Annotated in this window: 15 protein-coding genes and 1 riboswitch; of the genes, 7 read left to right on the plus strand and 8 right to left on the minus strand. The window is 61.9% G+C overall.

The genetic code is table 11. The annotated features are described in order from the left end of the window. Positions 1–15: 15 nt before the first annotated feature. Positions 16–828 carry an SDR family oxidoreductase gene (locus AC5ZGW_RS17345; protein WP_245475059.1) on the minus strand — a complete coding sequence of 271 codons (813 nt, stop codon included), beginning with the start codon at positions 826–828 and terminating at the stop codon, positions 16–18. Between the two features lie 89 nt (positions 829–917). On the opposite strand from AC5ZGW_RS17345, the gene gcvA reads away from it, so the two are divergent. Continuing rightward, complete coding sequence (gene gcvA, locus AC5ZGW_RS17350) at positions 918–1,826, plus strand: transcriptional regulator GcvA (RefSeq protein ID WP_245475060.1); 909 nt, start codon at positions 918–920, stop codon at positions 1,824–1,826. 78 nt (positions 1,827–1,904) lie between these two features. Here the strand turns inward: gcvA and AC5ZGW_RS17355 are convergent, their stop codons facing one another. Together AC5ZGW_RS17355 and AC5ZGW_RS17360 are read right to left on the minus strand one after the other, a co-directional pair. Then, on the minus strand, positions 1,905–2,120 hold the full coding sequence (locus AC5ZGW_RS17355; RefSeq protein WP_130229760.1) for a hypothetical protein: 216 nt from the start codon (positions 2,118–2,120) through the stop codon (positions 1,905–1,907). 189 nt (positions 2,121–2,309) lie between these two features. After that, a complete protein-coding gene (locus tag AC5ZGW_RS17360; protein ID WP_028166359.1) occupies positions 2,310–3,218 on the minus strand; it encodes a LysR substrate-binding domain-containing protein in 909 nt (302 codons plus the stop codon). 80 nt (positions 3,219–3,298) lie between these two features. Here AC5ZGW_RS17360 and AC5ZGW_RS17365 point away from each other — a divergent pair, with 80 nt between their 5' ends. The 5 genes from AC5ZGW_RS17365 to AC5ZGW_RS17385 all read left to right on the plus strand — a co-directional run bounded on the left by AC5ZGW_RS17365 (position 3,299) and on the right by AC5ZGW_RS17385 (position 7,300). After that, positions 3,299–4,480, plus strand: a complete 1,182-nt coding sequence (locus AC5ZGW_RS17365; RefSeq protein ID WP_130229761.1) for an acyl-CoA dehydrogenase family protein — start codon at positions 3,299–3,301, stop codon at positions 4,478–4,480. Between the two features lie 1,120 nt (positions 4,481–5,600). Next, positions 5,601–5,798 carry a hypothetical protein gene (locus AC5ZGW_RS17370; protein WP_130231101.1) on the plus strand — a complete coding sequence of 66 codons (198 nt, stop codon included), beginning with the start codon at positions 5,601–5,603 and terminating at the stop codon, positions 5,796–5,798. Between the two features lie 167 nt (positions 5,799–5,965). After that, entirely contained in the window at positions 5,966–6,148 is a 183-nt protein-coding gene (locus AC5ZGW_RS17375; RefSeq protein WP_130231099.1) for a hypothetical protein, read from the plus strand. 159 nt (positions 6,149–6,307) lie between these two features. Then, positions 6,308–6,535, plus strand: a complete 228-nt coding sequence (locus AC5ZGW_RS17380) for a hypothetical protein (RefSeq protein ID WP_028166356.1) — start codon at positions 6,308–6,310, stop codon at positions 6,533–6,535. A gap of 546 nt (positions 6,536–7,081) precedes the next feature. Further along, positions 7,082–7,300, plus strand: coding sequence for a hypothetical protein (locus tag AC5ZGW_RS17385; RefSeq protein WP_130231097.1), 219 nt, complete (start codon positions 7,082–7,084; stop codon positions 7,298–7,300). A gap of 884 nt (positions 7,301–8,184) precedes the next feature. Here AC5ZGW_RS17385 and AC5ZGW_RS17390 read toward each other — a convergent pair. The 5 genes from AC5ZGW_RS17390 to alaS form a co-directional block, all read right to left on the minus strand. Then, positions 8,185–8,814, minus strand: coding sequence for a nucleoside deaminase (locus AC5ZGW_RS17390; RefSeq protein ID WP_130231095.1), 630 nt, complete (start codon positions 8,812–8,814; stop codon positions 8,185–8,187). Positions 8,815–9,060: 246 nt separating this feature from the next. Next, on the minus strand, positions 9,061–10,137 hold the full coding sequence (locus AC5ZGW_RS17395) for a SphA family protein (protein ID WP_130231093.1): 1,077 nt from the start codon (positions 10,135–10,137) through the stop codon (positions 9,061–9,063). 253 nt (positions 10,138–10,390) lie between these two features. Then, positions 10,391–11,980, minus strand: a complete 1,590-nt coding sequence (locus tag AC5ZGW_RS17400) for a porin (RefSeq protein WP_130231091.1) — start codon at positions 11,978–11,980, stop codon at positions 10,391–10,393. Positions 11,981–13,610: 1,630 nt separating this feature from the next. Continuing rightward, on the minus strand, positions 13,611–14,870 hold the full coding sequence (locus tag AC5ZGW_RS17405) for a cyclic nucleotide-gated ion channel (RefSeq protein ID WP_130228485.1): 1,260 nt from the start codon (positions 14,868–14,870) through the stop codon (positions 13,611–13,613). A gap of 106 nt (positions 14,871–14,976) precedes the next feature. Further along, a complete protein-coding gene (gene alaS / locus AC5ZGW_RS17410; protein WP_165435425.1) occupies positions 14,977–17,649 on the minus strand; it encodes an alanine--tRNA ligase in 2,673 nt (890 codons plus the stop codon). 203 nt (positions 17,650–17,852) lie between these two features. Next, positions 17,853–17,942, plus strand: a riboswitch (glycine riboswitch). Positions 17,943–18,075: 133 nt separating this feature from the next. Here alaS and gcvT point away from each other — a divergent pair. Further along, the gene (gene gcvT / locus AC5ZGW_RS17415; protein ID WP_130228483.1) at positions 18,076–19,221 is read left to right on the plus strand and encodes a glycine cleavage system aminomethyltransferase GcvT; all 1,146 of its coding nucleotides are present in this window, start codon (positions 18,076–18,078) and stop codon (positions 19,219–19,221) included. Positions 19,222–19,233 lie beyond the last annotated feature (12 nt).

Below are 19,233 nucleotides of genomic sequence, written 5' to 3' on the forward strand. Positions count from 1 at the left end.
CTTGCATCGAGCATGTCAAAGCTGCGATATGCCGCCATCGACAACCAGCTCCGATCCGGTCATGAAGGAGGAATCCTCGCTCGCCAGGAACAGGGCCGCCCTGGCGATTTCCTCCGCTTCGCCGAAACGATGCAGCGGGATCTCATCCTCAATTGTCGCGGCCGCTTCATTGAGTTGCTTCTCGGAAAGCCCGAGCTTGCCATGAAACGGAGTGCTGATCGGACCCGGGCTTATGGCATTCACGCGGATGCCACGTGGCGCAAGCTCCGCGCCCAACGACCGCACCAGGGAACGCACTGCCGCTTTCGTGGCCGCCAAAATGGAAAGGCCCGGTGAACCAACTTCGTTCAGGAACGACGTCGTCATGATAATGCTTGCACCCTTGGCCAGCAGTGGAGCGACCGTCTGAGCGGTGAAGAAGACGCCCTTGAAGTTTACGTTGAACTGCGTGTCGACCTGATCTTCCGTGACGGCTTCCAGCGGGGCCGCTATGCCCATGCCAGCGTTCGCGAACAGCACGTCGATACGGCCGAACGTCTCGCCAATCTGACGAACGATATTTTCAATCTCCGCCGGCTTGCTCACGTCGCCGCGCAACGCGACAACGCCGTCCCCGAGCTGACTTGCCGCCGACTGCAACCGGGCAGGATTCTGCCCGACGATGATCACGGTAGCTCCTTCGTCCCGAAACAACCTTGCCGCTTCGAGCCCGATGCCAGAGGTTCCACCGGTAACAAGGGCGATCTTGTTCGATAGTTTCATGATTCTCTCCTGGTCCAAAGGTTTTGGGTTTGTGACCGGAGCGCGCGTTCCGTTGTCAGCAAACATGATCGTTGACCCTCGCTGCCGCAACAGAGATGATCTGTGCGGGCGGCAGAGAAAAACTTGTTCGGAGATTTATGCGGGCTCCCAACCACTTGAACGCACTCCGCGCCTTCGAGGCGGCTGCCCGGCACCTCAGCTACGTTGCGGCGGCAGACGAACTCAACGTGACGCCAGCGGCGGTGGGAAGCCTCGTGCGGACCCTCGAAGCGGTTGTCGGAGTCGAACTTTTTCACCGCTCTCAGGCTGGCCCCGCACGACTTGTTTTGACCGAAGCCGCGCAAGCTGCGCTACCCGAGCTTCAAGCCGGATTCGATCACCTGACCGCGGCCTTTGAACGTTTGAAAGCATCGCGCGGGATCGTCACGATCAATATCACCGTGCCGCCAGCCTTTGCGGACAAGTGGCTACTGCCGCGCGTCGAGCGTTTTGCGGCCGATCATCCCTTGTATGATCTGCGCATCGATACCAGCGGCCGGCTCGTTGATTTCGCGGCAGAGAGAATGGGTCTCGGCATTCGTTACGGCAGTGGTCACTGGCCAGGCCTCAAATCGACCTTCCTGTTGCGCGACGCATTTTTTCCGGTCTGCAGTCCAGCGTTGCTCGAAGGGCCGCACCCGCTACGACGCCCTGAAGACCTGAAGCATCACACGCTTATCCATGATCGTTCGATGGCGTTCGAAAATGCATTCCCGACATGGCGGACATGGCTGCAAGCAGCAGGCTTTCCGGACATCAACTGCGACCGTGGGCTGCAGATCAATGATTCAGCAGCAGCCTACCAGGCAGCGATGAATGGAAGTGGCGTTGCCCTGGGTCGGACGACACTGGTCGCCCTGGATTTGGAGACGGGCCGCCTTGTTCGTCCTTTCGGCGAAGCACTCAACTGTGAGCTTGCCTACTATGTTGTCCATCGGGCCGGCGCCGACGGCGACCCGGAAATCGTGGCGTTCAAGGAGTGGATCTGCGCTGAAGCGGAAACTGATCAAGCGAAGGTCGGCTAGTGGCTTTCGAAACAGCGATGGCGATATCAGAACTGACGACGGAATGTTCGCGTTGGGGCCACCCGAACGACAAGGACTTCAGTCGGTGCGCTTGAACGACTCCGTCTTGTTACCATTGACGACCGTCAGCTCGGACGGTCTTGCCTGATCGCCGCCGGCAAATCGCAATCGCATGTCGATCGCTGTTGCGAAGAATTCCCCGGCGGCCGCAGGATACACCGGAAGCGCCTGCTGATGCGCAAACTCGACGAGAAGGCGGTTGCCGTCACGTGCCACCATGATCTTGCCGTTCACGCTCTCACTCATAGGTTCCGGCATACGCTACGTTTGGTACGATATCGCTGATCTCCGGAATCGACGCTGCGACGATTGCGGAAGCGGTTGAGTCGATTGCGGACGACGTTGGAAGCAATCGCAATTTGCCTAATTCACAAGTGTCCATTGGCGCAAGTTACAGAAAAGTCATAACGGGCATAAGTCCTTCTACGCCACCGACCGCATCCACGCTGCAAACGCTTCGATGCTGGCTTGCCGCGGGTGGTCCGGGACGTGGACGACGTAGAAGCCGTAGCCGGGCAGCGCCAGATCGTGCGCCTTCACCAGTGCGCCGCTTTCGATCTCATGGCTCACCACGACGTCGCTGCAGATCGCGATCCCCTGCCCCGCTGCGACCGCATCGATGGCGTGGATCTCCTCGCGGAAGCTGAGGTCCCAATGCTCGGTCGCGGCAGGGATATCCGGATCGACGGAGCGAGCGACGGCGAGCCATCGCGACCAGCTCGGCGCCTCGCGATCCCCGTTCAGCCAGTCGTAATGGATCAGTGGATAGTGCAGGAGGTCGGCGGCGCGCGTGATCGCCGGACCGCCTTCGCTCAATAGCGCCGGGCTGCAGACCGGGAAGAAACTGTCGCGGAAGATTTCCCGCGCAGCCAGATCGGTCGGCATCGTCCGAGCGTAGCGGATCGCGAGATCGGCATCTCCGGCGCGCAGATTGAGCACGGCGTCAGTGCCGATGATCTCCAGCCGAATCTGCGGATACAGCTTGCGCCATCGCGGCAGGCGCGGCACCAGCCAGCGGCTCGCAAACGCGTTCGGACTGGTCACGCGCAACGTGGTCCTGGCGGTCTTCGCCGACACCGCGGTGACCACGGACGCGAATGTATCAAAGCCGTTCCGGATCACTGGAAATAGCCGCTCGCCCGCATCCGTCAGCGCCAGCGGTCGCGGGCGGCGGCGAAACAGCGGCCGTCCGCAGATCTCCTCGAGAATCCTGATCTGATGGCTGATGGCGGTCGGCGTGACGCCGAGCTCGGCCGCCGCGTCCCTGAAGCTTAGGCGTCTGGCGGCGGCCTCGAAGGCGCGAAGGGATCCCAGCGGCGGAAGCTTTCTCATGCCCGCAGTCTAGATGAATCCAATTCATCCAGCGACTGAGATATTCGATTTTGCCGCGACTAAAGTGCCGTGAGAGCATTATGGCCGCCGGTTCAGCAGCATCGGACCCAAACATGCGGATCGATCATTCTCCTGTCGTCGCGCCCTATCTGAAGGCTATCGCTGGGCTCGCTCCGCTTGCCGCCGAGCTGCGCGAGCAGTGCGACCGCGACCGCCGGCTCCCTCCGCCGATGTACGCGGCACTCGCTTCCGCCGGGCTGTTCCGGCTGTGGCTTCCCAAGGCATTGGGCGGGCCGGAATTGTCGCCACTCGAATTCATGGCAGTGGTCGAGCAAGTCGCGACGCTGGATGGCTCGCTCGGCTGGATCGTCGGCAATGGCGCAGGCATGAGCCGGATCGGCGGCTACGTCCCCGAGCCGACCGGGCGCCGCTGGTTTTCCAATCCTGGCGCCTTCATCGCGAGCGCGACCGGCGCCATCGGCGAAGCGCTGCCGTCAGATGGCGGCTACCGCGTCTCCGGGCGCTGGCCCTTCGGCAGCGGCGCCCACGGAGCGACGCTGTTCATGGGTCTTGCCGCTGACAAGACGAATGGCGAAAGCCGACTCTTGTGTTGCTACATGGATCGCGACGCCGTCGAACTTGACGACACCTGGCAGGTGTCGGGTCTTCGTGGCACCGGAAGCTGTCACTTCCAGGCGCAGGATGTGTTCGTGCCTGCCGCGCACACGCACAGCTTTCTGGAGCCAAGCCCATCACAGCCCGGCCTCATGTTCCGCCTGCCGCCCGCAACCCTGTTTCCCTGGACGATCGCGGCCGTCCCGCTCGGGATCGCCCGTGGCGCCATCGAGACCTTCGTCACCCTCGCCGAAACCAGATCCCGCAGCGGCAGCTCCGCCGTGCTTCGCGACCGTGAAACGGTGCAGGCCAGCGTCGGGCGAGCCGAAGCGCTGTACAGGTCGGCGCGGGCCTTCCTTGCCGACGCGATCACGGACCTCATGGAGGACGCCGAGCGCGGCGAACCATCGACGAGCGCACGCGCCGCTTATCGCACGGCATGCACGAATGCGGCGGAGAGCGCATCGCGCATCGTCCATCTGCTCGCGGCGGACGCAGGCGCGATCTCGATCTTCGAATCCTGCCCGCTGGAGCGGGCGCTCCGCGACATCCAGGCCGCAAGCCAGCACGTGGCGATGAGCCCGAACAATTACGTCGTCTCCGGCCGCATCCGCCTCGGCCTCGATGCCGGCACGGCGAGACTTTGAAGTGCTCAAGGAGCTGGCGCACCGCTCGTGATGGTGGGCACGCTTCCGCCTTCGCTCGTTGAGCTGCGGCAGACAAGTCGCTTTGCCCACCCTACGACGTCAGCGCAGGCCTGATTCAAATTTCAAACAGCGGGCCCGTAGGATGGGTAGAGCGAAGCGAAACCCATCGCGATGGAGCAAGCGGCACACCAATGATGGGTTTCATTTCGCTCTACCCATCCTACGTCTGAGTCAAACAGCGGATGTGAGTTCGCGTTCTCGCGGCACGAAGTGCCCAAGCTTTGCGTTCGTTTCACCCTCCTCGAGATCAGAGGGCGCAGGAAAGCCGGGTGCCGGTTGCACCCATGGGTCCCGTGCAACAAAAAGCACGGGGGTAGGACCACAGGTTCAACCGAAGCATTCCGGCTTTCCCTGCGCGATGGTTTACGGCTTACTTCGTGCTCTCCCCGGTGACCGGGCTCTTTTGCCACCGTCACTTCACAAGAAGCTTAGCGCCAGCGTCGGGGCGCCAGGACCACACGACTTCGCCGTCCGTGATGCGCGTGCTCGTCAGTCATACGCTTCACGTCCACCGCATCTCACCGCAACGTTCGTGACGATCGCGACCCGCCCCTCATTCGCGTGAGACGCGCGGAGTTAAATCACTGATTTGCCCGACGGCGAAAGCGGATTATTTTTCGTGCGAGGGATGGACAGACTTTCGGTGATTTGCCCGTCGGGTTGATTTGTCGCGCCCAAAGCGGCCACATCGTCATTGCGCTCGAAGCGAAGCAGGCCGTAGCGAAAACAGGATGCCGGTTTCAAAGGTTCAGCCGCTTGGACCCGCCAACGTCCGCTTTCAGATGCAAAGCGGGCCGAGCTTGGAGCGGGCCCTACGTCGCCTATTTGCTCCTATCCGATCAACGCAACACTCGACCCAGCGTCGGCTGCAAAGGGTGGGTCGGACGTGGCCAGACGCAACCAATCGCCGCAAATGACCCAACGGGGTTTGAAGGAGATTAGCAACCTTCGCTACGACAGCCCGTTATATTGGCATCACCGGCAAAAACACGGAGGCTCCGTAGGCGCCCGGTGGCTGAGAGACCGATTGCGCTCCCGCCTGCACAATATGGAGGAGCGCATGATCAAGCATCGTCGCTTCAGGAACACCACTTTGGAAGAAATGCTCGCGGACCAGGCACAGCGTCTGGCGAGGCAGGCCCAGGGCATCCCGCCCGGCTACAAGAGACAGCGACTTGTTCGCAAAGCTCGGCAAGCCGAAACAGCTTCTCACATGATTGATTGGGTAATGTCGTCCGGACTGCAGCCGCCGAAGTAATAAGGCCGCCTCAGTAGGCGGCCTCCTTCATTTCGAATGTTACCTGTTGGCCCTTCTCAGACTCGTGGGTCCGCTTTGCGCCAAGAGCTGCCGCTACGCGAGCCGCGCCTGACCCAACTCCGAGAAAGAGGTAAAATGCCTCAGGGTTACATCCGAGGAGCAACAACATGATCCCACAAATCCGTGAGCTAGTTCCGACCAGGATCGACTGGTGTGCCTCCGCGATCATAGGCAACACGATGCCGCCCCGAGATCCTGATGACGACGAAGAGGACGCGGACGACGACCAGGATGACGAAGAGAACGGAACCGACGAATCGCCGGTCGTGCGCGAGCCAGACGAAGACTAAGCAGGATGCGTTAGTATTGGCATAGCCTGAACTTCGGAGAGCATGATCCGCAACCAATGTGCGGCGCGCGGCCTCGGCTTCCAGGGCACCAACCAACACGAACGGGCGACGGTTCTCGGCGGAGCGACCTCTCGGCGTTCACTGGTGCAGGAGACTAGCATGACCCTCATATGGCTTGGTGTGCTGTTTGTTTTCGGCGGCGTGCTCCAGATGGTCTTTCAGCCAATCTGGCGAGGTCGATTAAGCGGCGGAAGGCTGCTTCGCTCCGGGCGTGACACACTGGAACCAGAAAGACCGGGTAGCGGCTTCGAAATCAAAGCCAATTGGCCTGGACTTGCGCTGGTCGCGCTCGGCGGTGCTTTCTTGCTGGCCGGAGCTGTCATCTGAGCTGAAACGAACCTCGTTAACGTCTCGGGCATGGCGCGCACCTCAGTGCTGTAGCCATGTATCTTCTTGGACCAGGAGCGGACACGAGAGGGGATTTCGTCTGTCAAGCTGGGGATTCCGGCTTTCTGTCTGGACGCTCAATAAGTTCATATATGGGAACGTGGGTGCATTCCGACCACGATTCCAGCGCGGCTCCGCAGACCGCGCAGATCGCGTCACCCGTATGCGGCATCAAGAACTTCTCTTCGGTGCGTCTGTACTCGGCGCCGCAATTGCATTGAACAATTGTCGCCATGCCCCGAGTATGCGCTTGGGAATGTGAATTTGCTATCGCGAACGCCACAACAAGAATATCGCCCCAGCATATGAGGGGCGCCTGGCGGTCGCTTGGCGAGCCATCCTTATTTTGACGTCGATCCAAGTGACGGAACGCAGCACATCTTCGTGAAGTGTCAGCGCTCCTTCCGCGTTTCTCCGGCCGTCAGCCAAAATCCAGTGCTATAAGAAGGGGTGTGGTTTTGTTTGCGTCGGCTGTGGGGCGGGACAATGCCAATCAATCGGCTGTTGAAAAATAAGTGCGCGCCGGAAGAAATCGAGCTTTTGAACAAGGCCTTCAACCACGCTCTCAACTTGCTGGGCGTGGTTGATCGTAACGACCCGTTTTGCGATATGGTCGCTCGCAAGGTTATCGACGTCCGCGCGACAGGCATTAGCGAGCCGCGAGAGATCGCGGAATTGGCTGTGCTGCGGATTGGCCTTCGGTAAGGCCGCGTCAGTCGGCAGCCTCTTTCATTTCGCCATTTCGCGAATGTCGCCTGCTGGGCCCATGGCTGAAGATCGCGACGTCGGCTCGTTGCGCGGTCAACCGGGGCTCTTAAGACAATCAGTTGGCGCAGCGGGTCGGCGGTCCAGCCTGGACGATCGCTCGACTGCCGAATTCGCATAGTCGCCTGCCCGCACTCTGATAATGCCGACGCTGTTGGAGGTCGCCGGCATTCTGACGCCCAGCCGCCCCGCGACCAGCGTATGACGTAAACTTGCTGAACCTGCGCCTCCCGACTTTTCACGGAGGATGCACAGTACGATCTGAATGCTCTTGTAAGGAGGAAAGGACATCCCATGCACCCAGCAATCATGGCCGTAATGGCGGCTACTCAATTGGTGACGCCCGTTTCCGAGACCATCCCAAAACTCAATGTCGAAGCTACCTGCAGAGGGTCGGTGGAAGCGGATAAGGCGATGGGTTTATGCCTTACCTCAAACCTTCGATAAGTGTATGAGCGATGAGAACTCAGCGCGTCAGCAATTGGACACGATTTGGCTTTCGTATTCCCCGACCATCAGAGTCCAGTGTGAGGGAGAGGCGACGGCCGCCGGCGACCCCAGCTATGTCGATCTCTTGACCTGTCTGCAGATGAGCAATGGATCGATCACGACCTCGACCACTGCTTTGAGGGGCGCGAGCAGAAAGAAAAAGGCGCCGAACTAGGCTGTGTATCGCGGCAGCGAGGAAACGTCGATCCCTAAAGCGGGATGACTTTTCTTCGAATCGTCATCCCGCTTTAGCTCTTTGTTTGAGCATGATCTCCGCGCAAACGCTTCGCGTTTGTCGCGAGGGAAATCCGCTTCACACTTTTCCGCATCATGCTCTAGCTTCGCCAAAGGCGATCCAAAACCATAGCCCTGACCAAGTTTCCGACGCCGGTCCAACGGCCAAACCGCGATTTGGTGCGCAAAATGCCGACGTCTTCAGCATCCGAACTCGCCACGAAGATCTTTCGCGCTTTGATAAATCGCCAGCTCAGCGGATTTCGCTTTTGAAACACCATCTGAACGTCATCTTGCAAGTATCCGGACAGGACGATGGGTGGCGGGGCGAACACTTCCGGCAATGTCGCGGACAAATTGCTGTCGGTCAGAACTTGCCATCGCGAGTGTCCGCCCATGAGCGGTGACCGCAAGCTGAATACCACTCGCCCTATCCTGGTTTCGCGGATCGCATAAGAACACATCGCACAAGGCTCAACGGTTGAATAGAGCGTGCAATCATCGAGGCTGGTCGCACGGAGCGTCTTCTGGGCCAAGGCAATTGCAACCATTTCGGCGTGTCGCGTAACGTCCTGTTCGACCTTGACCATGTTGAGGGATTCGCAAATGAACTGGCCTCGCCGAGCGATGACGGCCGCAAACGGGTATTCCCCGCTTTGACCCGCGGATTGGGCGAGAGCGATGCAGCGACGCATCATGATCGAATCTAACTCTGGGTCAGACATGCTCATGGGTGCCAGCAGACGCTTGCGCAGTTTTCTTCCACCTCGTGAACGATGTGTCTGCAACGTTCACTTGGTTGTTGCGAGGCTGCACCAAAAAGGAATGCTCCGCCTCTTGATTGCGTAGTTGGCCGCTTTGACTACACGAACCCTGCAAAACTAATGTTAGGTTCGCAGTGTTGACTATGCAGATTCGGAACGTCCAAGCCCCAATTGCGCGGCGCTTGCACGAGTCATGGGTTGGCACCAGCGCTTCTATTTCGTTATCCTCGGCCTTGTGGGCGCAGGCGGCGTTGGCGCCGCAGGCGACAGATTGAACGTCAGCCAGATGTTCCAGCCCGCTGGCCGATTTTCATTGGCGAATTCGCCGTAGGCCTTCAGGTTGAGATAGCCCTGCATGTCGCCGACCGGAAAGATATAGCCGAGCTGCGGTCCGGCGCCGCCCACCCGCGACTGGAAGCAGCCGACACGATTGCCGGAGCCGCTGTCACAGCCGAGCTGCTGGTAGACGTAACCCACGAGGCCGACCTGCCACTGCTTGGTCAGGAATTGCGATACGCCCCAGTCGAGGTGCATGTCGACGCCACTCTGATATTGAGTCGCAGGGTTGATGAAGTTGTAGGTGAATCCAAGCACCGCCGAAGCTTCGTGCCCAGTCTTCGGGTCGAAATAGGTGTAGCCGCCGCCGGCGTCGATCGCCCAGTGCCCGAGCCCCAGATTTGCAAGGCGGGATGACTCGTAGGCCCCGACCGGAATGTCCCCGGTGATGTAGGTCATGTAGTTGTGAACGCCGGAATTCCACTTCAACTGGAAGAACGGGATCAGATCGCCAAATGCGGTTAGCGAGCTATCGATGCTGTCGAACCGCGAGAACGGGAACGCGCCGCCCGGCGTCGTCAGTGTTCCCGTGAGTTGTCCCGCAAGTGATGTCGAGTTGTTGCCGTAAGCTGTTAACAGGACGGCAGAGGCCTGCGCGCCCAGCACGGGTGTCTCAAAAGTGTAGGTAGGGGCCACCAAGCCCAGATTGGCGGTTGCATTGACCCTTGCGTTCACGGTGGCCGTCAGATTTGCGGGAATGCCACCGATCGTGATCTCCCGTGCCCGCGCCACGTCACCGCCGGCGGAAACCGAGGTGCGATAGTAAATCGAAGTTATCGACCAACCCGGCTGTTGGGGGGTAGCCGCGAGGCTACCGAAGAAGCCGGGTATCCAAAAGCTGATGCCGCCTTCATCGGCCCGCGCTACATCATAGGGAAGCACAAGCAAGGTCGCAATTGCCGCACTCAACCGGCAGACAAAACCGGCCGTCGATATCGATTTCCCGCCCTTCATCCGCCAAGCCCCCTTTTATTCCACCGCTCCTCCGTCACCGCCGAAGAACGATCCGGCATGCGAGGGACCGGAAACGAAAAAATGCTACCACAGCGCGTCTACGTGTGATCGATGCTTTCGCAACCTGTGCATCCTTAGCGAGAGACTGTGCCTTCCATGCCACAATTTCCGGGCTGAAAATACTTGGTGGTTTTGCCGATTCTGCATAGCGCCGCTGATTTGCGCCTTACGAACATTTTTTGAAAAATGCCCCTCAGAAGTTTCGCTGAACGCGAAGCTCCAGATGGACTGCATCCTGGTCCTTGAACTCGTAGCGCGTCGCAGGCTTCGGAGCTGCCGCCCCGAGGACCGCAGAGCCTTGGAATTTCTGGTCGAGGTGAAACCACTGCACTTCCGCCGAGAAGGTCAGGTTCTTGACGGGTGTCCAGCGGGTCACCGTGCCGAGTTGCGAGACGTTGAAGTCGGGATTGCAGACATAGTCGGCGCTCACCGCCTTGGCCGGCGTGGTGTAGTTGGCGCAGATGAATGCCTTGGCCGTGCCGTCGTAGCGGACCACCGAATAGCTGCCATAGAGGCTCGTCGACCAGTACGGATCCCAGTTGTGATTGAATGCGCCGCGGACGCCAAAGGCCTCGGTCAGATGCAGCGAGCCGTCGCCGCCGGCTGCGACCGGCAGGTAAACCGCATCGGTGGTGGCGCCGAAGCCGATGCTCTGATAGGCCGCCGGATTGCTGGAGCCGCCGAACATCGCAAAGCTCGGCGAGGTCGAATCCGTTCCGATGATGTATTTCGTGGCTCCCTTGGCGTAGCTCGCATCGAGCTTGATGTCATCGGCAGTGCCGGTCGGCAGGTTCTTGATTTGCAGGGCGGCCATCACCGCGCCACCCCATCTGGTGTCAGGGTGACCGCTGATCTCCGACAACGCAGTCGGCGCCGCACCCGGCAAGCCGACCGCGCCGGCCGGCGCGCCAGCGGTGTTGAGGACGTTGTAGGAGGCGTTCACCTCATGCGCCGCTGCGGAAATCTGGAACAGGCCCCAGGCCTGATCGACGCGGATATTGCCGACGACCTCGGGGGCATGAACGCCGGCATAGGCGTTGCCGCTGTTCAACGTGGCATTCAGCGCCAGCGACAGATTGTAGACGGCGGTGCGGTCCCACACCGTAGGATCGTCAAGTCCGATGCTGCCGGTCACGCCGTTGCCGAAGTCCGCGGTGTACTGGATGTTGTTGGCACCGCTATTGTCACCGCTTTGGCCACCCAGCAGGAACGACGAGTTGTTGCCCGGAGTGCCCTGCCAGGGCGACGCGTAGGCGGACGCTGACTTGCCGAAGGTGAATCCCGCGAACTGGACGAAGAGATCATAGATGGCGACATAGCCGCCGCCGGGGGTGTCGAGCAGGTTCGAGTTCGCGACAGGAAGCGAGCCGTTGATCGAGTTCGGGTTGAAGGTGCTGCCCCCCAGCGTGGTGAACTGGAATTTGCTCGAAGCGAAGGTGCGGACCACGCCATATTCGGTGGCGGTGCGGGTATCGACCGTCAGCACCATGCGCGAGCGGTCGACGAAATAATCGAAATAACGGTTCCGCTGCCCGGCATCGCCATTCCACGCCGGCTGGCCGTGGGCGGCGCCGCCGTTGAAGGTGACGTCGGCACGCACATAGCCGCCGAGCTTGATGCAGGTGTCGGTGCCCGGAATGAAGAAGAAGCCCGCGCCGTACAGCGAGCACGCCTTCACATATTCGACGGCCTTCGCCTTGACCGGCAGATCCGCGGCCTGGGCGCCGCCGATGGCCATCAGGCCGGCCATTATTCCGAGAACGAGATTCCGCGCCCTTTTCATTCCGGGGCTCCTTCCCGTGACTCATGCAGGTGCGTGCGCCAAGAGTGAATCCAAGACGGTCGGCAGGCAATACGTGCCAATGGACCGCGCGCAACTCGCTGGCCGGCTGTGATTTTTCTGCCACGCTGGCGGCATCCCGCTGTCGTTCCCGCGAAAGCGCAGGCAGCCGTTGTGACGCGAGCAAGCGATTGCAGAGCTGTAGGGTGGGCAAAGGCGCACTTGCGCCGTGCCCACCATCTGGCGCCGTGGTCGCGATGGCGGGCACGCTTCCGCCTTCGCTCGTTGAGCTACGGCGGACAAGTCGCTTTGCCCACCCGACGACGTCGCCGCGAGTTCTGATTCAAGATGTCAAACAGCTCTCCGCTGTCGTCGTCCGGCTTGACCGGACGATCCAGTATTCCAGAGGCAGTCGTGCTTGAGCCGAGAGGCTCCCGGATACTGGATGCCCGCCTTCGCGGGCATGACGGTGGAGTGTGTGAAGGGATGTGAGTCCGCGCTCTCGCAGCATGGGATGCCCGAGCTTTGCGTCTCGTTTCACCCTCTCATCGATATCAGAGGGCGCAGGGAAAGCCGGGTGCTGGTTGCACCCGTGGGTCCCGTGCAACAAAAAGCACGGGGGTAGGACCACAGGTTCAACCGAAGCATTCCGGCTTTCCCTGCGCAGTGGTTTACGACTTACTTCGTGCTCTTCCCGGTGACCGGGCTTTCTTGCCACCGTCGCCCGCAGACTGTCTCTACGAACTTAGCGCCAGCGTCGGGGCGCCAGAACCACACGACTTCGCCGTCCGCTGATGTTGCGTTCGTCTTTCGCAACACCCGCGTCCACCGCATCTCACCGCAACGTTCGTGACGATCGCGACCCGCCCCTCATCTACCGTGAGACGCGCGGAGTTAAATCACTGATTTGCCCGACGGCGAAAGCGGTATATTTTTCGCTGATAGTCTGGACAGACTTTTGAGTGATTTGCCCGTCGAGGCTGGGCAAGTATTCAATCAGCCTTGAACGGCGCAGAAATGCATTCGCCGTTGCGGGCGATTGCACGTAGAAAATTCCATCCTCATTGCCATGCGCGTCGCGCAAAGAAAGGACGTTCTACGAGGACGCGCCCGCGGCGAATACTTGCCCAGCCTCGTCGGGTCATTCTGTCGCGGCCAAGCATCGAAATCGTCGTTGCGCCCGAAGCGAAGCACACCATAGCGAAAGCAGGATGCCGGTTTCAAAGGCTCAGCCGAATGCCCTGCATGTCCGATTTCGGAGGTAAGAACGGAAGTAAAAAAACTAGATCCAAGAGCGACCGTTGCGCCGATCCGCAGAGGGAAGACATTTTAGTTGATATTCTCTATCCCGGAGTTGGATCGTGCCACCAGTTATGACGGTGTCAGATACGATCCAGCCTCTGCCTGCAGTAACACCTGCGACGATGAGCGTCATTTTCGGTCCCTAGGAGAGCAGTCGTAGCAACGCGCCTTACCGACTTACCACGCGTCTTCGCGAGAGTATCCGCGAAAGTAATCTGCCGCCGAGCTACAGTTCAACCTCACGGAGGGTTCGGTCTGCTGGTGGCCCATCACGTCGATATTGTCGTATCTGCTGTCGCGCCGCTCACCAGGACTCAGCGGGCATGATCATTTACGAGTGCACGGCCTGATCGTCGTTTCCGCCGCTGGTCTCCGCCGGCTCCGCCTGCGCGATCTCGGCCGCGGCGATGTCCCCCTTGCTGACTTCCCCGGTGTCGGCGATCCGCGCCTCTGCCGTTTCCTTCACATGCGCGGCCAGCGCCGGCAGGCGTTCGATCAAAGCGTGGAAATCCTGCGCGTCGAGCGCCAGCAACCTCGTCTTGCGCATCGCTGTCACGGTGCCGGAGCGGCTGGTGCGCTTGAGCAATGCGATCTCGCCGAAAAAGGTGCCGTCGGAGAGCCTGACCCGCTGGCTCGGCAATTCGATCTCCACCTCGCCTGCGGTGATGAAATACATCGAGGAGGCCGCGTCGCCGCGGCGGACCAGCACCTCGCCCTGCTCGATGGTCTGGGCTCGCAGCAGCCGCATGATGTCGGCGATCTCGGCGGCGCCGAGATGGGAGAACAGCGGCACTCGCGCCAGCATGCCCCAGGTGACGACGAAATCGCGCCGGCGCACCTCGTCGGCGAAGGCGGTCGAGATGATCGCGACCGGCAGCGCGATCATGGCAAATCCGAACACGATCGCGAACACCGTGACGATCTTGCCAAGCGGCGTCACCGGAATCACGTCGCCATAGCCGACGGTGCCGAGCGTCACCATCGCCCACCACATCGCCTGCGGGATGGTGCCGAACTTGTCCGGCTGGACCTTGTGCTCGATCGCGTAGAGCAGCGAAGCGAACAGCAGCACCGCGCCTGCGAGGATCACGAGGCAGCCGACCAGCGTGCGCCGCTCGGCGTGCAGCGCCGCCAGCAGCGAGCGCATCGCCGGCGAATAGTGCACCAGCTTCAAGAACGGCAGCATGCCGAACATCACCACCGCGGTCTTGTCGCCCAGCATCAGCGCGATCGCCGACGGCACGAACGCGATGAGGTCGATGATGCCGAAGCTCGAGAACACATATTCGAGCCGCGCCCGCACGGCCGTCGTGGCGTGCAGGGAGTGACCGGCCACGCTCCAGATCCGCACCGCATATTCCAGCGCGAACACGATGACTGCGGCGACCTCGATGGTCGTGAACAGCGTCCCGAACGAGGCGTCGAACTCCGGCACCGACGCCAGGATCGCCGCCAGCACATCGATGGCGATGATCAGGACCAGCAGCCCGACCAGGCGCGCGCCGGGCGTATAAGGCAGATGATCGTGTTCGAGCAGCTCGTAGAGCCGGTCCCGCAACTCAGGGGCACCGGTCTCGCGCTTGCCCGGCATGGTCAATGAGATCGTGATGCGATTAGACGGAATCGCATCACGATCTCATCTCTTTGCTTGAGCATGATCTCTTCGGAAAACCGGGTCCACTTTTCCGGATCATGCTTTACACGCCGGCCAAAGCTTGCTCGATCGCGGATAGCGCCGCATTGGCCTTGGCGCCGTCAGGTCCTCCGGCCTGCGCCATGTCGGGCCGGCCCCCGCCGCCCTTGCCGCCGAGCGCCTCCGATCCCTTGCGCACCAGATCGACCGCGTTGAAACGCGAGGTGAGATCGGCGGTGACGCCGACCACGATGCCGGCCTTGCCGTCCTCGGTGACGCCGACGATCGCGACTACGCCGGAGCCGATCTGTTTCTTGCCGTCGTCGACCAGGCTCTTCAGGTCCTTGGTCTCGACGCCCTCGACCGCGCGCGCCAGCAGCTTGACGTTGCCAACCTCGCGCACGCCGGCGTCCCCGCCGTTCGAGGAGGCGCCGCCGCCCATCGCCAGCTTCTTGCGCGCATCCGACAGGTCGCGCTCGAGCTTCTTGCGCTCTTCCATCAATGAGGCGATGCGCGCCGGCACGTCCTCGACCGAAGTGCGCAGCTCCTGCGCCGCGGTCTTCGCCAGCGCGATGGTGTCGTTGGCATGCTTGCGGGCGTAGCTACCCGTCAGCGCCTCGATGCGGCGGACGCCGGAGGCGACCGCGCTCTCGCTGGTCACCGAGATCAGGCCGATGTCGCCGGTGCGCCGCACATGGGTGCCGCCGCACAATTCCACCGACCAGCCAAACGCGTTCTGGCCCTGCTCGCGCGGGCCCTTGCCCATCGAGACCACGCGGACCTCGTCGCCGTACTTTTCGCCGAACAAAGCGCGGGCGCCGGCTTCGCGGGCGTCATCGACCGCCATGACGCGGGTGGTGACCTCGTCGTTCTCGAGCACCACGTCATTGGCGATGTCCTCGACCCGGGCGAGTTCCTCCGCCGTGATCGGCTTCGGGTGCACGAAGTCGAAGCGCAGCCGGTCCGGCGCCACCAGCGAACCGCGCTGGGCGATGTGGTCGCCGAGCACCTGCCGCAACGCCTCATGCAGGAGGTGCGTCGCGGAGTGGTTGCGCCGGATAGCCGAACGCCTGCCATGATCGACGTCGAGCTGCAGCGCGGTGCCGGCCTTCAGCGTGCCCTGCTCCACCTGGCCGATGTGGACGAAGAGATCGCCGGCCTTCTTCTGGGTGTCGGTGACGCGGAAGGTGACGCCCTCGCCGGTGAGCAGGCCGGTGTCGCCGACCTGCCCGCCGGATTCCGCATAGAACGGCGTCTGATTCAGGACCACCGCGCCGCTCTCGCCGGCCTTCAGGCCGTCGACCTCGGCGCCGTCCTTCGCCAGTGCCGCGACCACGCCCTCGGCACGCTCGGTCTCGTAGCCCAAGAATTCGGTCGCGCCGAGCTTCTCGCGCAGCGGGAACCAGATGCTCTCGGTCGCAGCCTCGCCGCTTCCGGCCCAGGCCGCACGCGCCTTCTCGCGCTGGCGCTCCATCGCGTCGGTGAAGGAGGCCTGATCGACGCTGATGCCGCGCGACTTCAGTGCGTCCTGGGTCAGGTCGAGCGGGAAACCATAGGTGTCGTAGAGCGTGAACGCAGTGTCGCCATCGAACATGTCGCCCTTTTTCAGGCCGGCGCTCTTCTCATCGAGAATGGCAAGACCGCGCTCCAAGGTCTTGCGGAAGCGGGTCTCTTCCAGCCGCAGTGTCTCTTCAATCAGTTTCTCAGCGCGCACCAGTTCCGGATACGCCTGGCCCATCTCGCGGACCAGCGCCCAGACGAGGCGATGCATCAACGGCTCGCGCGCGCCGAGGAGCTGCGCATGGCGCATCGCGCGGCGCATGATCCGGCGCAGCACGTAGCCGCGGCCCTCATTGGAGGGCAGCACGCCGTCGGAGATCAGGAACGAGGAGGCGCGCAGGTGGTCGGCGATCACGCGCAGCGAGGCTTTGTGCTCGCCCCTCGGGTCGGCGCCGGTGAGATCGGCGATCGCGCGGATCAGGGAGACGAACAGGTCGATATCGTAATTGTCGTGGACGCCCTGCAGCACGGCGGCGACGCGCTCCAGCCCCGCGCCGGTGTCGATCGAGGGCTTCGGCAGCGGATTGCGCACGCCGCCCTCGAGCTGCTCGAACTGCATGAACACGAGATTCCAGATCTCGATGAAGCGGTCGCCGTCCTGCTCCGCCGAGCCGGGCGGGCCCCCCCAGACCTTGTCGCCATGGTCGTAGAAGATTTCCGAGCACGGGCCGCACGGGCCGGTATCGCCCATCTGCCAGAAATTGTCGGAGCCGGCGATGCGGATGATGCGCGATTCCGGCAGGCCGGCGATCTTCTTCCAGAGATTGAAGGCCTCGTCGTCATCGATATAGACGGTCGCCGTCAGCTTGTCCTTCGGGAGCCCGAATTCCTTGGTGACCAGGTTCCAGGCCAGCTCGATCGCGCGATCCTTGAAGTAATCGCCGAACGAGAAGTTGCCGAGCATCTCGAAGAAGGTGTGATGGCGCGCGGTATAGCCGACATTGTCGAGGTCATTGTGCTTGCCCCCGGCGCGCACGCATTTCTGCGAGGTGGTCGCGCGCTGATAGGGGCGCTTCTCGACGCCGGTGAAGACGTTCTTGAACTGCACCATGCCGGCATTGGTGAACATCAACGTCGGGTCGTTGCGCGGAACCAGCGGCGACGACGGCACGATCTCGTGGCCGTTCTTCGCGAAGAAATTCAGAAAGGTCGACCTGATGTCGTTGACGCTGCTCATAGCCATCCAATCGGAAAAGGGGCCCGGAATCCGCCACAAAAGGGTTAATCTTCCGGCCGAACGCTTTTAGACAAGGCGCACGGCGGTGTCCAGAAACTGTGCAAGCACATCATAGGCTTGCCGCGATCGCGTAAACCGGCCGTTGATAGTTGCCGCAGCCGCGTTGACAGCCTTGGCCGCGTCGTGTTTCCCTCTTATCTAGTATCAGTCACGTCGGGAGAGACCGGCCTTGAGCCGGCGCCGAAGGAGCAACCGCCCCGGAAACTCTCAGGCAAAAGGACCGCGTGACCACTGACATCTGGAAAGAGGTGCGTGAGGCTTCAAGCCGGACGTACCCGCCGACGGGATAATACTCTCAGGCAAAGCGACAGATGGGGCTTTTGGGTTTCCAGGGGATGGTCCCCAGGGAACCGCGAGGGCCCTGCAATGCTTGCGCGAGACGAATCCGACCTCAAACGCACTCCGCTTTATGCGCTGCACCTCGCCCGCGGAGGCAAGATGGTGCCGTTCGCGGGCTACGAGATGCCCGTGCAGTATCCCGCCGGGGTGCTGAAGGAGCACCTTCATACGCGCGCCGCCGCCGGGCTGTTCGACGTCTCCCATATGGGCCAGCTCGCGCTGCGGCCGAAATCCGGCAAGGTTTCCGACGCAGCTTTGGCGCTGGAGCGGCTGGTGCCGCAGGACATCCTCGGCGTCGCGCCAGGACGGCAGCGCTATGCCCAGTTCACCAACGCCGACGGCGGCATCCTCGACGACCTCATGGTCGCGAATTTCGGTGATCACCTGTTCCTGGTGGTGAATGCGGCCTGCAAGGCCGAGGACGAGGCGCATCTCCGGCGACATTTGTCCGATGCCTGCGATATCGATTCGCTGTCGGGCCGCGCGCTGATTGCGCTGCAGGGGCCCAGGGCCGAATCGGCGCTGGCGAAAATTTGTGCAGACGCGCCGTCGATGAAGTTCATGGACGCCGGCCCGCGCCGCGTCGCTGAGTTCGACTGCTTCGTCTCCCGCTCCGGTTACACCGGCGAGGACGGGTTTGAAATCTCCGTTCCCGTGGAGCATGCCGAAGCGCTGGTGACCCAACTCCTGGATAATCCGGATGTGCTGCCGATCGGGCTCGGCGCGCGCGACAGCCTCCGGCTGGAGGCCGGGCTCTGCCTCTACGGCCACGACATCGACACCACGACCACGCCGGTCGAAGCCGCGCTGGAATGGTCGGTCCAGAAGAGCCGCCGCAAGGGCGGCGCCCGCGCCGGCGGCTTTCCGGGCGCGGACAAGATCCTCGACCAGTTCGAGCATGGCGCCCCGCGCCGCCGCGTCGGCTTGAAGGCGCAGGGACGCGCGCCGGTGCGCGAGGGTGCGCCGCTGTTTGCCGATGCTGATACGGGCGAGGCGATCGGCAAGGTGACGTCGGGCGGCTTTGGCCCCAGCCTCAATGCACCGGTCGCGATCGGCTACCTGCCCACCCCGCTCTCCGCCATCGGCACCAATGTTTTTGCGGAGGTGCGCGGCCAGCGCCTGCCGCTTGCGGTCGCCGCCACGCCTTTCGTTCCCAACACCTATAAACGCTAGAGGACACTTTTC

Source organism: Bradyrhizobium sp. Crot121 (assembly GCF_059512385.1).

Excerpts from the sequence above, each read along its gene's own strand:
- AC5ZGW_RS17370 (WP_130231101.1), top strand. The coding sequence starts at position 5,601 with ATGATCAAGCATCGTCGCTTCAGGAACACCACTTTGGAAGAAATGCTC.
- AC5ZGW_RS17385 (WP_130231097.1), top strand. The coding sequence starts at position 7,082 with ATGCCAATCAATCGGCTGTTGAAAAATAAGTGCGCGCCGGAAGAAATC.
- AC5ZGW_RS17360 (WP_028166359.1), bottom strand. The coding sequence starts at position 3,218 with ATGAGAAAGCTTCCGCCGCTGGGATCCCTTCGCGCCTTCGAGGCCGCC.
- AC5ZGW_RS17405 (WP_130228485.1), bottom strand. The coding sequence starts at position 14,870 with ATGCCGGGCAAGCGCGAGACCGGTGCCCCTGAGTTGCGGGACCGGCTC.
- gcvT (WP_130228483.1), top strand. The coding sequence starts at position 18,076 with ATGCTTGCGCGAGACGAATCCGACCTCAAACGCACTCCGCTTTATGCG.
- AC5ZGW_RS17380 (WP_028166356.1), top strand. The coding sequence starts at position 6,308 with ATGACCCTCATATGGCTTGGTGTGCTGTTTGTTTTCGGCGGCGTGCTC.
- AC5ZGW_RS17400 (WP_130231091.1), bottom strand. The coding sequence starts at position 11,980 with ATGAAAAGGGCGCGGAATCTCGTTCTCGGAATAATGGCCGGCCTGATG.
- AC5ZGW_RS17395 (WP_130231093.1), bottom strand. The coding sequence starts at position 10,137 with ATGAAGGGCGGGAAATCGATATCGACGGCCGGTTTTGTCTGCCGGTTG.
- alaS (WP_165435425.1), bottom strand. The coding sequence starts at position 17,649 with ATGAGCAGCGTCAACGACATCAGGTCGACCTTTCTGAATTTCTTCGCG.
- AC5ZGW_RS17390 (WP_130231095.1), bottom strand. The coding sequence starts at position 8,814 with ATGAGCATGTCTGACCCAGAGTTAGATTCGATCATGATGCGTCGCTGC.
- AC5ZGW_RS17365 (WP_130229761.1), top strand. The coding sequence starts at position 3,299 with ATGGCCGCCGGTTCAGCAGCATCGGACCCAAACATGCGGATCGATCAT.
- AC5ZGW_RS17375 (WP_130231099.1), top strand. The coding sequence starts at position 5,966 with ATGATCCCACAAATCCGTGAGCTAGTTCCGACCAGGATCGACTGGTGT.
- AC5ZGW_RS17345 (WP_245475059.1), bottom strand. The coding sequence starts at position 828 with ATGTTTGCTGACAACGGAACGCGCGCTCCGGTCACAAACCCAAAACCT.